Raw genomic sequence first — 13,556 nt, forward strand, 5'->3', positions numbered from 1 at the left:
ATGGCTACGTTACTAATTAGACAAACTCACTCCCCCTATGACAGCAGTGATGCGAGTGAAGGGCTGGATTTTGCATTGGGCGCCACTAATTTCGGTCATAACGTCATTGTGCTGTTCAGTGGCCGAGGTGTACTTCAGTTGCTCAACAACCAAGCCCCTCCCGCTGGCACGAAAAACCACGCAAAGCGCCTGAACCTACTTCCCCTGTATGATATAGAGAAATGTTATGTTTGCAGCCGTAGCCTTACCGATTTTTTTCCTGCAGCGCTAAGTGACCCAACTTTATTAATGAACGTAGTAAAACCTATAGAAACCAAAGAAATCGCATCTTTGCTTTCTCAGGTTGATCATGTAGTGACGTTTTAATGCTAGCCGTTCTTACAGGTTCCGACTATACAGGCGAAATAAAGGCGCAACTGGGCGGTATGAAACCTTCGACGCCCGTTATACTATGTGGAGACGGGACTTATCTTTACGCCGAGTTAATTGGCGAGTTTCCTGCATTATCGATATATGTTTTGGCAGAAGATGCGTTAGCGCGAGGTGTGACATTATCTGCTGAGTATTTAATAGATTATCGGGATTGGGTTGCCTTATCGCATAAATTTTACCCGTGGGTATTGTTGTAGTATGACCGAAAAACATTTTTTTAACTGGCAAGGTAGCCAAATCTTCACCGATAAGTCCGGTTACTTACTTGATCATACGCAGTGGAAAGAAGAGATGGCACTGCTGCTGGCGCAATCAGAAAACATTGCGCTTACGGAGGAGCATTGGGAGGTAATACGTTTTGTTCGCGAATTTTATCTTCAATACGATACCAGCCCTGCGATCCGCGCATTGGTAAAGGCTTTTGCGCAGCAGTACGGGCCGGAAAAAGGGAATAGCCGCTATTTGCAACGGTTGTTTCCTAAAGGTCCGGCGAAACAAGCAACTAAGCTGGCGGGCTTACCCAAACCGGCAAAATGCCTGTAATTGCCGTCTGAGCAGCAGGTTTTTATTCCCTTAAAGGAGGCAAGGTGATTCCCATTAAATTACTTTCCAAGTCTGTGAGTAAATTTGGCGCGGTTATTCTTACCAGCATTGCTGCTAGTTCCGCTTTTAACTATGCTTATTCTCAAGAAACGTTAGAATCCGAAGTGATAAATGTGGAAGGAAAAAAGCGGCATTATCGCTTATTTGTTCCCTCTGCCGCTGAAGAAGGGTTAGAGTTGCCGCTGGTACTGAATTTTCACGGAACCAGCTCCACCCCTCAACAGCAGGCTAAATTTTCTGATATGGAAGATTTAGCTGAAAAAGAAGGTTTTTTTGTTGTTTCGCCTGCTGCCATCTATAAAAGGAAGAGCGACGGCCCAAATACCTGGAATGTGGATAAAGATCCCAAAGGAGTGAGTGACGTTTCCTTTGTTAAAGCTATTCTCGAAAAGCTCAAAGCCGATTATCCTGTTGATGAAAGTCGTATTTATGCTACTGGGTTTTCGGGCGGAGCTCGAATGAGCAGCCGCTTAGCTTGTGATATGGCGAACGACATTGCCGCTATAGGTCCAGTAGCTGGCGTGCGTTATCCGGAAGATTGTGAACCGGCAAGGCCAGTGCCAGTAGTGACGTTTCATGGTACGAAAGACACAGTAAATCATTATGAAGTACAGGAAGATTCCCCTTCGTACTGGCGAATGGGTGTAGAAAAGGCCGTTGATGGATGGATTAAACACAATGGTTGTAACCCCGAGCCCGAAGTGGATAAGATTGATAGCAGTGTTACCCGTTTTACCTACACCGAATGTAAAGACAACGCAGATATCTTGTTCTATCGTTCTGAAACAGCCGGGCATACTTGGCCAGGTTCAGCATCGGGAGAAGATTTTGCAAAATATGGTTTAGGTAAAACTGATGAGGAACTTCCCGCCACTAAATTTATCTGGGCGTTTTTCAGTACTCACCCCTTGCCGGGCAACGAGGCAAATTAGCTTAAACTCAGTAATAGAAAAATCCGGTGGCCAATGCCCCCGGATTTTTGTCTCTAACAAGAAGTTGCTTATCCTGCTTTAAGTTCTGTCAATCCACCCATATAACTTACCAACACTTCTGGAATCTTTATACTTCCATCTTCCTGTTGATAGTTTTCCAGCACTGCAACCAAGGTGCGACCTACTGCCAAACCGGATCCATTTAGCGTATGTAAAAGTTCTGGTTTACCCGTCTGGTGGTCGCGATATCTTGCCTGCATCCGGCGCGCCTGAAAATCTCCCATATTCGAGCAGGAAGAAATTTCTCGATAAGTATCTTGTGCAGGAAGCCAGACTTCCAAATCATAGGTTTTACAAGAACCAAAGCCCATGTCGCCGGTACACAGCAGCATCTTGCGATACGCCAGGCCCAGCTTTTGCAGTATTGATTCGGCGTGGTGAGTTAACGCTTCCAGCGCATCAAAACTCTCTTCTGGCCTTACCAACTGCACCAACTCAACTTTTTCAAACTGATGCTGACGGATTAAACCGCGTGTATCACGCCCGTAAGAGCCTGCTTCGCTGCGAAAACATGGAGTGTGGGCTGCCATCTTCAGCGGAAGCTGCTTCGCTTCAAAAATTTCATCCCGCCCGATATTGGTAAGCGGGACTTCAGCCGTAGGAATAAGAGACAGCCCCTGCCCCTCTTCTGTTGCGGGTTGAGTATGAAACAAGTCTTCGCCGAACTTGGGCAGTTGGCCCGTCCCATAAAGGCTGTCAGCGTTGACCAGGTAAGGAACATACATTTCTTGATAGCCATGTTCGTTGGTGTGGGTATCAAGCATGAATTGTGCTAACGCACGGTGCAATTTGGCAATTTGCCCGCGCATAACTACAAACCGGCTACCGGTAAGCTTTGCCGCCAGTTCGAAGTCCGCCCCCTTACCAATGCCTTCGGCTAAATCCACATGGTCTTTAATGGCAAAATCAAAAGAAGGTGGCGTTCCCCATTTGTCAACTTCTACATTCTCTTCTTCATCTTTTCCAACAGGAACAGATGCATCAGGCAAATTCGGAATTCCCTGAGTTATCTCTGTAATACTCGTTTGTACAACCGCCAGCTCCGATTTCGCTGCATCCAGCTGCTCGCCCAGCTCTCCCACCTCAGCGAGCAATGGCGCAATGTCCTGACCTTGAGCTTTTGCCTTTCCAATCGATTTACTGCGCACGTTACGTTCGTTCTGTAACTCCTGGGTTCTCATTTGAAGCGACTTACGTTTTTCTTCCAATGCAGTAAAAGTGTCAACATCCAGTTTGTAGCCACGGCTAGCCAGACGTTGCGCAGTGGTTTCAATGTCGTTTCGCAAAAACTTAGGATCTAACATGTGTTCCTTCTTATCCTTTTATTAATTCTATTGCCAGCCAGCCTGCCAATAAACAGGCGCCGACATTCAAAATGATATTTGATATCGCTTTTAACCATAACCCATTATTGAGTAACGAGAGCGTTTCAACAGAAAAAGTGGAAAAGGTAGTAAACGCACCTAACAGGCCAATGCCGAGAAGCGCCCGGTAAGGCGACTCAGCCAGCTCCTGTCGCTCAATAAAACTATACAATAAAACCAGGCAAAAAGAGCCGATAACATTGACGATAAGTGTACCAAACGGCAAGGCTTTTCCAAGCACTGAATCTATTGTTGTAGTGAAGAAATAGCGCATACATGCACCTACGGCACCACCGGCGGCGATAAAACAATATAGGCTGAATCCTGTGGGCATCATCAATTCCGTTTGTTTACACTTTGCTGGTTTAAGCTGTCCAGATAATCGCGCTTGGCTTTTAACGTTTTTTCTAAGCCCCGCTCGCTGGGATGGTAAAGCCGCGTACTCTGAAGCTCTGGCGGCATGTACACTTCACCCGCCGCAAAGGCATTAGGTTCATCATGGGCGTAACGATAACCTTTTCCATGTCCAAGCTCCTTCATTAAAGCGGTAGGCGCATTTCTTAAGTGTGCCGGCACCGGATAATCGGGCGCTTCGCGGGCTAACGCTTTGGCCCCATTGAACGCTTTGTATACGGCATTACTTTTCGCTGCCAAAGCGCAATATACTGCGGCTTGAGCTATCGCTCGTTCGCCTTCAGCCGGGCCCACACGATGGAACGTATCCCATGCTGCAATGCACAGCTGGATGGCTCGGGGATCAGCGTTTCCAATATCTTCAGATGCTATGGCAAGCAAGCGTCGGGCAACATATAAAGCGTCGCCGCCGCCATTAAGAATTCTGGCGTACCAATAGAGTGCCGCATCGGGATCAGACCCGCGTACCGATTTATGAAAAGCAGATATTAAATCGTAAAACGCATCACCTTGTTTATCGTAGCTTGCAACTTTCTCCCCCACTGCCTGCTCAACGTCGGATAGCGAAATGGAGGCACTTTCGGTAAAATCACTCGCAAGTTCCAAATAGGTCAACATCCGCCGACCATCGCCGCCACACAACCCAATCAATGCGCTTCGAGCGTCGGTGTCCAAAGTAAGGCTACGCTGACCAAGGCCTTTGTGCTCATCATTAAGCGCCTTGTCCAGCAAATTATCCAAAGCTATTTCATCAAGCGGCTTTAGCACATAAACGCGAACCCGAGACAGCAACGCGTTGTTTAACTCGAAAGAAGGATTTTCAGTAGTTGCGCCGATAAAAGTCACTGTTCCAGATTCTACAAAGGGCAAAAACGCATCTTGTTGACTTTTATTAAAGCGGTGCACTTCATCAACAAACAGTAATGTCCGCTGATTATATTTCGCTGCTTTTTCAGCTTGATCCATGGCCGCTCGAATGTCCTTTACCCCAGACGTCACAGCAGATAATCGAATGACAGTAGCATGAGTATAGGTGGCAATAAGTTCCGCCAGGGTGGTTTTCCCCGTACCCGGAGGACCCCATAGCACCATTGAGTGACAATGTCCGGCTTCCAGCATTTTTCTTAATGGTTTTCCCGCGCCAATGAGATGCTGCTGCCCCACATAATCATCCAGGGTCACGGGCCGCATCTTTGCAGCCAGCGGTGCAAAAGGTTCTTGTTCGCTAAACATTAACGTTGATCGTCAACCATATAGCTGGCAGGAATTTTTACTTTAAAAAAATCTGCGGGCAGAGAAAAAGCGGTATCGATGTTAGAAAAATCCAGCTCGCTTTGCTGTTCTTGCGCATCCAGCATAGTAAGTCTCTGCATCGTACCGTCTTTAAAGGTAAGCACGAGCTCGCGGATTTGTCCTTCTCCATCCGCCGGCTTAATCAAAAATTGTTCAGGGCGGGTCGACAACTTGTTAATAGTAAATTTATTCCACACCGCATCTTCTGAATTGGTGAGTAAAATAATGGGGTTATCTGCAACGGCGGAATCTTGCGAGATAACCGTCACCTGTTCAACAAACGTATCGACGTTCCACACGGCGGCGCCGTCGGCAACGAGCAATGTTTCATCCGGTGTCTGCGTTTGCCATTTTAGCTTATCAGGTCTTGCCATGGTCAAACTACCTGTTGCCTGATGCACTACTTCACCGGTGCTGTCGGTAACTATTTGTTTAAAATTAGCCTGATACTGCTGCATATGCGATAACGTTTCTTTCAATGCATCCCTGGCATCTTCATCCGCTGTAGCGCTTACCGCCGGGAGACTGGCGGCAGCAATAAAACACAACGCACATAATTCATTTATTTGTAAAATCATGATTAATCCTTGGGTGGTGGCGGCGCAATAACTTCGCGATTACCATTGTGGCCCGGTGAACTTACGACGCCATTTTGTTCCATTTGTTCCACCAGACGCGCTGCGCGATTATAACCAATTCGAAACTTGCGTTGAACACCAGAGACACTGGCTCGACGAGATTCCGTAACAAAAGCGACCGCTTCATCAAAGAAGGCGTCATATTCCTCATCTCCACCTTCTGGAGCTTCGCCGGGTAATAACACTTCCGCGGAGGCTTCGCCGTTCAAAATTTCGTCAATATATTCCGGCTTACCTCGCTTCTGCCAGTCCGCCACGACGGCATGAACTTCATGGTCATCGACAAAGGCGCCATGAACGCGGGTGGGCACCGGGCTACCCGGCGGTAAATACAGCATATCTCCCATACCCAGTAACGCTTCGGCGCCTTGTTGATCAAGGATGGTTCGTGAGTCAATTTTACTTGAAACCTGAAACGCGATACGAGTAGGAATATTTGCCTTGATTAGCCCTGTAATAACGTCAACGGAAGGCCGTTGCGTAGCCAGTATCAAATGAATTCCTGCCGCCCGAGCCTTTTGCGCAATTCGTGCAATAAGCTCCTCGACCTTTTTACCCACAATCATCATCATGTCGGCAAATTCGTCGACCACCACAACAATGTGTGGCAGCTTATCTAAGTCTGGCGCTTCCGGATCCATACTTTCTTCAGATCGCCACAGAGGATCCTTAATTGGCTCACCATCTGCAATTGCCTGCAGCACTTTAGCGTTATAACCTTTAAGATTTCTTACACCTAATGCAGACATTAAGCGGTAGCGTCGTTCCATTTCACCTACGCACCACCGCAGCGCATTGGCGGCTTCTTTCATGTCAGTAACCACTTCAGCGAGAAGATGAGGGATACCTTCATACACTGACAGCTCAAGCATTTTCGGATCTATCATGATCATGCGCACATCTTCTGGTGTAGATTTGTACAACAGGCTCAAAATCATGACATTGACGCCTACAGACTTACCCGCGCCAGTCGTACCCGCTACCAGCAAATGCGGCATTTTCGCTAAATCAACAACCACAGGTTTTCCGCTGATATCCGCACCTAATACCATGGTCAGAGCTGATGGCGCAGACTGGAAAGTGTCGCAGGAAATAACTTCGCTTAAACGAACCATCTCCCGCTTCTTGTTAGGCAACTCCAGGCCAATTACTGACTTGCCAGGAATTACCTCTACAACCCGGACCGAGATGGCCGACATGGCGCGAGCTAAATCTTTTGACAGCGTAGTAATTTTGCTGACCTTTACACCTGGCGCCAGATCCAACTCGAACCGCGTAATTACGGGCCCGGGATATACGCCAACAACCGTCGCTTCAATATTGAAGTCAGCCAATTTTTCTTCTACCAGGCGCGACACCATATCCAGCTCTTCCTGCGAAATAGGATTTTCATGCTTATCTGCACGTTCAAGAAGATCAAAAGACGGCATTGGGCCGACGGAATCGTCCCCTCCCCCACCTTCTCCTGAAGATATTTTTGCGGGTTTAGCGGTAGGTGACGCCGACTTAGGCGAGCTTGGAGATGGTGTTGAAGCAGCCGTTCCGTTTACTTTTTGCTTTAGTCCGGATATGGAAAAGCGGGACTTTTTCTCTTCCGGTTCAGGCTCAGGCTCAGCGCTTTCATCAATGTGAAAAGGAGGTTCGTCATCTGCGGTAAACACTTCATCAGGAATGCCAAAAGACGGCTCACTTCGTTCAATCGCAGCAGATTTACCACGTCGATGGTTGCTATTTTCCGCTGGTGGCTCAGCACGCATACTGGTGATATCAATTTCATCAGACGTTTCACTTTCCTGTTCGGTTCGGTTGAAAGGCAACGCGAGCCGAGGCATTTCTAAACCCAGTAGCTGCTGCGGTAGCGCCACGGCTTTACGACCAGTCCACAGCGTTATATTGCCCATCCAGTCAATGATAGTAAGCCAGCTGATTCCAGTAAGAAGAGTAAAACCGGTACAGAAAAAGCAAAGCAGCAGCAGGATAGTTCCTGCCGTATTAAAATAAGGAATAAGCGCCGAGCTGATGATATCGCCGACAAAACCGCCAGCTGAAAAATTAAACAGATCGTTAAAATTCACACTGGCTATACCGGTAGCACCTAAGGCCAGTAGCAGCCCGCCGATAAGCCTGAGCCCTATGGTCAGATAATCAAACTCTTCAATATTTTTAATATGCTGGAAACTGAACCAGCCGATAAACGCACAACAAAATGGCAGTAAATAGGCTAGATAACCAAAGCTAAACAGCAACAGGTCGGCTACCCACGCTCCAGTAGCTCCAACCCAATTATGAACGTCCAGCTGCAGACCTGCCTGACTCCATCCCGGATCGCCTGGATGAAATGAAGCAAGCGCAAATAAAAGAAAAAAAGCAAATACGCAGGCCACTATCATGCCTGCTTCCAGCAATCGCTGAACCCCAGAAAGTCGCGCCATAACCCTAATATTACTATTCATGAATACCGCTTATCTGCATAACCTATCACCAAAAACTAAAGTCAGCTTTAATCCAGCCTCTGCTGGTATGGAAGAAAAGGCGGCATTACCTTTTTTAATGGATAAAGCCTACCATAAAGCGCTGCGCTAAACCTATTGTTAAACCACGACAACTACCGTTTAATCGCGACTATTTCAGGTTGATTTTAAGTGCTGTGGTGCTTTTTACTTCTTCCATCACCACATATGTACGAGATTCGCTCACACCAGGTAGGCGTAACAGCGTATCGCCCAATAATCGACGGTAACTGGACATATCTGCTACGCGGGTTTTGAGCAGAAAATCAAAATCCCCTGAAACCAGATGACACTCTTGAATATCTTCGTGTTTCAGTACAGCAGCAGAAAATTCTGCGAAAATATCAACAGACGTCTTTGTTAATGTAATTTCAACAAACACCAACATTGCTGCCCCCAAAAGATTAGGGTCTACCACTGCATGGTAACCGATAATATACCCTTGATTCTCTAAACGCTTTACTCTTTCTAAACAAGGGCTTGGACTAAGACCCACATTCTTTGCCAATTCAACATTGGAAATGCGTCCATCCCGCTGCAATTCCGTCAGAATATTGCGGTCGATTCTGTCCAAGTGCTTAGGCGTTTTAACTAACATATAAAATACCGGATATTTGCCATACAGCAAAATATAACACGGCTTTACATGCTTTTTCAGCACATACTTTTTTCGCGAGTTGAGTATACTGCGCTCCTTCCCTACAACCCCGCAACGTAAAGAGGGTAATTATGTTAGTTGGTGTTCCAAAAGAAATAAAAAATCATGAATATCGTGTTGGGTTGACGCCCGCAGCAGTAAAAGAATTTGTGACTCACGGCCATCAGGTCATGGTGCAAACCCGGGCTGGCGAAGCAATTGGGTTCTCTGATGAAATGTATTCTGCTGCCGGCGCGACTATTTCGCAAACAGCAGAGCAAATCTTTGCTGAGGCTGAAATGATCGTTAAAGTAAAGGAGCCCCAGCCAAACGAATGTAAAATGCTGCGTCAAGGACAGACGCTGTATACGTACCTTCATCTTGCGCCTGATCCTGAGCAGACAAAGCTGCTGGTTGAGTCCGGTGCTACCTGTATTGCCTATGAAACAGTCACTGATGACAGAGGTGGATTACCTCTGCTTGCGCCTATGAGTGAAGTGGCGGGACGGATGTCAGTGCAAGCCGGCGCCCATTATCTGGAAAAAGCTCACGGCGGAAGTGGTACATTGCTTGGTGGTGTACCAGGCGTGGCTCCAGGTAAAGTGCTGATTATCGGTGGTGGTGTAGTAGGTACTCAAGCGGCTAAAATGGCGCTGGGTTTGGGTGCTGATGTAACCATTTTAGACCGTTCACTGCCGCGCTTACGCCAACTTGATGATATTTTTAATGGTCAAGTTAAAACTGTTTTTTCCACTGTTGACGCTATTGAAACCTATTCTTCTAAAGCCGATTTAGTAATAGGGGCGGTATTGATCCCGGGTGCCGCTGCACCGAAATTGCTGAACGCAGAACACATTAAAGCCATGAAACCAGGATCGGTGTTGGTTGATGTCGCCATAGATCAAGGTGGATGTTTTGCGACATCGAAAGCAACCACTCATCAAGATCCAATTTACATTATTGATGATGTAGTACACTACTGCGTTGCTAATATGCCTGGCGGCGTAGCTAGAACGTCTACCATGGCATTAAATAATGCGACGCTGCCTTTCGGCTTGGCTTTGGCCAATAAAGGTCCTGCAAAAGCTATGTTAGAAGACAAGCATCTGCTAAATGGACTAAATGTTCATCAGGGCAAAGTTACCTATAAAGCAGTGGTCGATGCCTTGGGAGAAGAACTTGGATTGACTTATACCCCAGCTGCAGAAGCTTTACAGTAACCACACCCGGCTTTTTCTCAAGCGAAGCTGCAAAAGCCCTGCTCATTGCCGGGCTTTTGCATTCATAGTGTTTATACCGCCACCTGGTTCTACGACTGGGGTAATAGAAATTTACTCTCCTAGCTTACGGCTAATAAACTCTGATTGATGTCATCTAATACCGCAACAGGATCGGGTGCAAGAGTTACAGGTCTGCCAATAACCAGATAACTTGCGCCTACATTCATCGCGTCAACGGGTGTCATGACGCGTTTTTGATCGCCGATCTCAGCCCCTGCCGGCCTTATACCGGGTGTTACGAGCAAGAAAGGTTCTGGCATGTCGAGACGCAACATTTCCGCTTCTTTGGCTGAGCAAACTACCCCGTCCAGGCCACAGCTACGGGTTAGAGCAGCAAGATTTTTCACTTGTTGTTCAGCGGTAGTATCAGGCACTATGTCATTTAATTGAACATCATCCATACTGGTTAGTACGGTGACAGCGATTAACTTAGTCTGCGGATGGCTACTTTGGGCAATGGCTGCCTTAGCGGCCTTCATCATTTCAGCCCCTCCGGAGGCGTGAACGTTTACCATCCACACACCTAATTCGGCGGCTGCTTTACAAGCTTTAGCCACAGTGTTGGGAATATCATGAAACTTCAAATCTAAAAAAATATCGAAGCCTCTTTCAATCAGACGCTTAACGAATTCGGGCCCGAAAAGCGTGAACATCTCTTTGCCGACTTTTAGTTTGCATTGTGAAGGCGTAAGCTTGTCGACAAAGGCCAGCGCTTTATTTGCATCATCATAATCCAGCGCAATAATGACAAGGGGATCGTGCATATTTCTGTTATTCTCCATCAAGGCCTTTAATTGGTTTTACAATTCCCCACTTTTTACAGGAAGGGCATAACCAGTAGAGTTTGCGTCCCGAAAAACCGCAACTTTGACAACGGTATTTGGGGCGTTGCGCGATTTGGTTTTCCACCAGTTCTTTAAGCAGTTTCAGGCTGGCTGTTGAGGCTTCATCTTCTACCTGATTGATATATAACCCCACCAGTGTTTTGAAGCCTTTCATAGTCGGACGTTTACGTAGTTGATCAAGTAGATAGTCGGCGGCCTGCCCGACATCTCCTTTGGCTACCAAAATGTCCACCATTGCGAGATAAGAAGTTGCACATTCCTGCCAGTGCCCCTGCAGTTCTTTGGCAAACGCATCCCAGTTACCGGTTTCTTCAGCAATGCGTTCAAGTGAAGGAACCGCTTCGCTAAACCAGCTGATATCACGTTCTGCGACTTGTAAAAAATACGCGCTGGCATCATGATAGCGCTTTTCGTCTAATGCGATTTTTCCCAACATCAACCATGGTCTGACTGCATGCTCATCGGCATTGACTGCTTTTTGCAGTAGGGTAAGAGCCTGTCCCTGCTCATTTCTGTTAATTTCAACTTGAGCTTGTTCACAATAAAAATGGGCCAGCCGTTCACTTACATCATCATTGTCACCGTGGCACTCAACCATTCGCTCGGCTAACTCAATGGCTCTGTCCCACTCTTTTGTGGTTTGGTAAATGCTGAATAGTTGCTGTTGAGCAACCAGATAATGTTTGTCGCTGTTTAAAAGCTGTAAAAACGCGTTTTCTGCCCGTTCCAGAAAACCGGCCTGCGTATAATCTTTGCCTAGTTCGCGTAATGCATTTTCGCGCTGGGAAGGTTGTATTTCGTCACGACTAACCAGGTTCTGATGAACACGAATGGCTCTATCAATTTCTCCTCTGTGCCGAAAAAAATTACCCATGGCAATATGCGTTTCCACGGTATCGGTATTAAGGTTGATCATTTTGATAAGCGTATCCACTGCTTTATCAGGTTGATCGGACAGAAGGAAGTTTAAGCCTTTGTAGTAATGGCGGGACAATATACTGGATTGTTTCCTTTGCGCCTGCCGAACGCTGTTACGGCCCATGATCCAGCCATACCCAGCAGCAACTGGCAGAAGTAAGAATAACAATTCCAGCATATTATTGCTCTTTCGTCGCTTTTCTTAATTTGGCACGAGCAGCAACTAGCTGAACACGCAAACTCAGCCAGCTTACTAACATAATTAATACACCGATGATCACACCGATAGATAACGATACCGCAATCAATGTAGATACACGAATTTCAGCTTGAGCAATTAAATAATTAACTGAAACAAATGCTTCGTTCTGCGAACCGATAGCAAACGCCATCGCCAGCAAAAATACAATTATCAGTAACGAAATTATTCCTTTCAATACAAAAGCCTTTGTACACTTACTTAGTTATCAGCATAACAAATCGAATGGCAACATAACATCAATATATAGCATAATCCCCGTCATCGTAGAGCAGCAATAACAGATATCTATATAGTACCGCAACCAGTATGCTTGAGTAATTGAATGTGATGTAACTGTAGATGCTCCCACACAACTCAGCAGTACCATACTTTACGTTGCGATAATTCGAAAGAGCACCACCATAGTGTCGCTGCTCAGCGTTTTCATTCAAGCGCCACAATTAGGAAGTTTTCTATTGTCGCTGGATGATCATTTGTCACTGCGGAGTGGTAACTCAGCTGCAATAATAAAAGCGGAAAGCTCGCGAAGTTTCAAGTTTTGAACTTGGCCAGAGTAGACCTGTTTTGCCCAAGTCGTGAGGCACGAGCTAGACAAAATATTGTAAGCGATGTAAAAGGGTCTACGTCTGACGTTAGGCGGTGTTCCATTCGCGGAGAAGGAGCTTCCTATCCATAGCGAAAAGCTAATATTGTTTATTGAGAAAAAGCGAGAATGGAGGGTTTTGGCTTGCCGTTACGATAACGCCGAACTCTGAGACGCCACTTGAGCCGCTACGTGAGATAAAACGTAGAGCAAATTAAAATATTCTTTTTAGACTTCTGGATTCTATGGGTTCCATTTTTGAGACTCACTACCGAGCATGGATGAGGCTGATGAGATAAAGTATAGAAAGGGATATTCTTTATTAGCTTAAAGATTTACCTTATTTACAACGACCATCGAACGTCGTTTAAAAAACCGGGGCATTACTAACAAAAAAGGCCGTATTAACGGCCTTTTGATATTATTGAATTGCAGCGTCAACACGCTCTCGCAGTTCTTTTCCCGGTTTAAAGTGAGGGACATATTTGCCGTCTAACTTTACAGTTTCCCCGGTCTTAGGATTACGCCCGACCCGAGGAGCCCGGTAATGGAGAGAAAAACTGCCAAATCCTCGAATTTCAATTCGCTCGCCCTTTTGCAGGGTTTGCGCCATCTGCTCGAGAATTTCTTTAATCGCCATCTCGATTTCCTTCGCAGGAATGTGTCGAGCCTGATCCGCGAGCCGCTCAATTAGTTCCGACTTGGTCATAGTAACCTCTTTGTCAAAATTTAATCCAGTCAGCTACCGCGAGACAGGTGTACCTATGGTACACCTGCATCAACTG

At 46.4% G+C, this 13,556-nt stretch carries 15 protein-coding genes; 5 read left to right on the forward strand and 10 right to left on the reverse strand.

From position 1 onward, the window contains the following. Genes tusC through CA267_RS00270 form a run of 4 tightly spaced genes read left to right on the forward strand, consistent with a single transcriptional unit; the run spans position 1 to position 1,967 of the window. Positions 1 to 366 (forward strand): sulfurtransferase complex subunit TusC, encoded by a 366-nt coding sequence (tusC, locus tag CA267_RS00255; RefSeq protein ID WP_075609330.1) that lies wholly within the window; start codon positions 1 to 3, stop codon positions 364 to 366. Beyond that, complete coding sequence (locus tag CA267_RS00260) at positions 366 to 629, forward strand: DsrH/TusB family sulfur metabolism protein (protein ID WP_075609329.1); 264 nt, start codon at positions 366 to 368, stop codon at positions 627 to 629. Before tusC ends, CA267_RS00260 begins: the two co-directional genes overlap by 1 nt. 1 nt (position 630) lies before the next feature. After that, the gene (locus tag CA267_RS00265; RefSeq protein ID WP_075609328.1) at positions 631 to 975 is read left to right on the forward strand and encodes a TusE/DsrC/DsvC family sulfur relay protein; all 345 of its coding nucleotides are present in this window, start codon (positions 631 to 633) and stop codon (positions 973 to 975) included. A gap of 44 nt (positions 976 to 1,019) precedes the next feature. After that, a complete protein-coding gene (locus CA267_RS00270; RefSeq protein WP_075609327.1) occupies positions 1,020 to 1,967 on the forward strand; it encodes an extracellular catalytic domain type 1 short-chain-length polyhydroxyalkanoate depolymerase in 948 nt (315 codons plus the stop codon). A gap of 68 nt (positions 1,968 to 2,035) precedes the next feature. Here the strand turns inward: CA267_RS00270 and serS are convergent, their stop codons facing one another. The 6 genes from serS to lrp form a co-directional block, all read right to left on the reverse strand. Then, positions 2,036 to 3,331, reverse strand: coding sequence for a serine--tRNA ligase (gene serS / locus CA267_RS00275; protein WP_075609326.1), 1,296 nt, complete (start codon positions 3,329 to 3,331; stop codon positions 2,036 to 2,038). 10 nt (positions 3,332 to 3,341) lie between these two features. Further along, a complete protein-coding gene (gene crcB / locus CA267_RS00280; protein ID WP_075609325.1) occupies positions 3,342 to 3,725 on the reverse strand; it encodes a fluoride efflux transporter CrcB in 384 nt (127 codons plus the stop codon). A gap of 2 nt (positions 3,726 to 3,727) precedes the next feature. Next, a complete protein-coding gene (locus CA267_RS00285) occupies positions 3,728 to 5,038 on the reverse strand; it encodes a replication-associated recombination protein A (protein ID WP_075609324.1) in 1,311 nt (436 codons plus the stop codon). Further along, complete coding sequence (gene lolA, locus CA267_RS00290; RefSeq protein WP_075609323.1) at positions 5,038 to 5,676, reverse strand: outer membrane lipoprotein chaperone LolA; 639 nt, start codon at positions 5,674 to 5,676, stop codon at positions 5,038 to 5,040. Before lolA ends, CA267_RS00285 begins: the two co-directional genes overlap by 1 nt. Positions 5,677 to 5,678: 2 nt before the next feature. Further along, positions 5,679 to 8,168 carry a DNA translocase FtsK gene (locus tag CA267_RS00295; protein ID WP_075610060.1) on the reverse strand — a complete coding sequence of 830 codons (2,490 nt, stop codon included), beginning with the start codon at positions 8,166 to 8,168 and terminating at the stop codon, positions 5,679 to 5,681. 190 nt (positions 8,169 to 8,358) lie between these two features. Beyond that, positions 8,359 to 8,844, reverse strand: coding sequence for a leucine-responsive transcriptional regulator Lrp (lrp, locus tag CA267_RS00300; RefSeq protein ID WP_075610059.1), 486 nt, complete (start codon positions 8,842 to 8,844; stop codon positions 8,359 to 8,361). A gap of 131 nt (positions 8,845 to 8,975) precedes the next feature. Here lrp and ald point away from each other — a divergent pair, with 131 nt between their 5' ends. Beyond that, a complete protein-coding gene (gene ald, locus CA267_RS00305) occupies positions 8,976 to 10,103 on the forward strand; it encodes an alanine dehydrogenase (RefSeq protein ID WP_075609322.1) in 1,128 nt (375 codons plus the stop codon). A gap of 119 nt (positions 10,104 to 10,222) precedes the next feature. Here the strand turns inward: ald and pyrF are convergent, their stop codons facing one another. The 4 genes from pyrF to ihfB form a co-directional block, all read right to left on the reverse strand. Continuing rightward, the gene (gene pyrF, locus CA267_RS00310) at positions 10,223 to 10,927 is read right to left on the reverse strand and encodes an orotidine-5'-phosphate decarboxylase (RefSeq protein ID WP_075610058.1); all 705 of its coding nucleotides are present in this window, start codon (positions 10,925 to 10,927) and stop codon (positions 10,223 to 10,225) included. 7 nt (positions 10,928 to 10,934) lie between these two features. Beyond that, positions 10,935 to 12,104, reverse strand: a complete 1,170-nt coding sequence (gene lapB, locus CA267_RS00315) for a lipopolysaccharide assembly protein LapB (RefSeq protein WP_075609321.1) — start codon at positions 12,102 to 12,104, stop codon at positions 10,935 to 10,937. Position 12,105: 1 nt separating this feature from the next. Then, positions 12,106 to 12,363 carry a LapA family protein gene (locus tag CA267_RS00320; RefSeq protein WP_075609320.1) on the reverse strand — a complete coding sequence of 86 codons (258 nt, stop codon included), beginning with the start codon at positions 12,361 to 12,363 and terminating at the stop codon, positions 12,106 to 12,108. A gap of 829 nt (positions 12,364 to 13,192) precedes the next feature. Next, on the reverse strand, positions 13,193 to 13,480 hold the full coding sequence (ihfB, locus tag CA267_RS00325) for an integration host factor subunit beta (RefSeq protein ID WP_075609319.1): 288 nt from the start codon (positions 13,478 to 13,480) through the stop codon (positions 13,193 to 13,195). Positions 13,481 to 13,556 lie beyond the last annotated feature (76 nt).

This window comes from Alteromonas pelagimontana (assembly GCF_002499975.2).
Lineage (GTDB): Bacteria > Pseudomonadota > Gammaproteobacteria > Enterobacterales > Alteromonadaceae > Alteromonas > Alteromonas pelagimontana.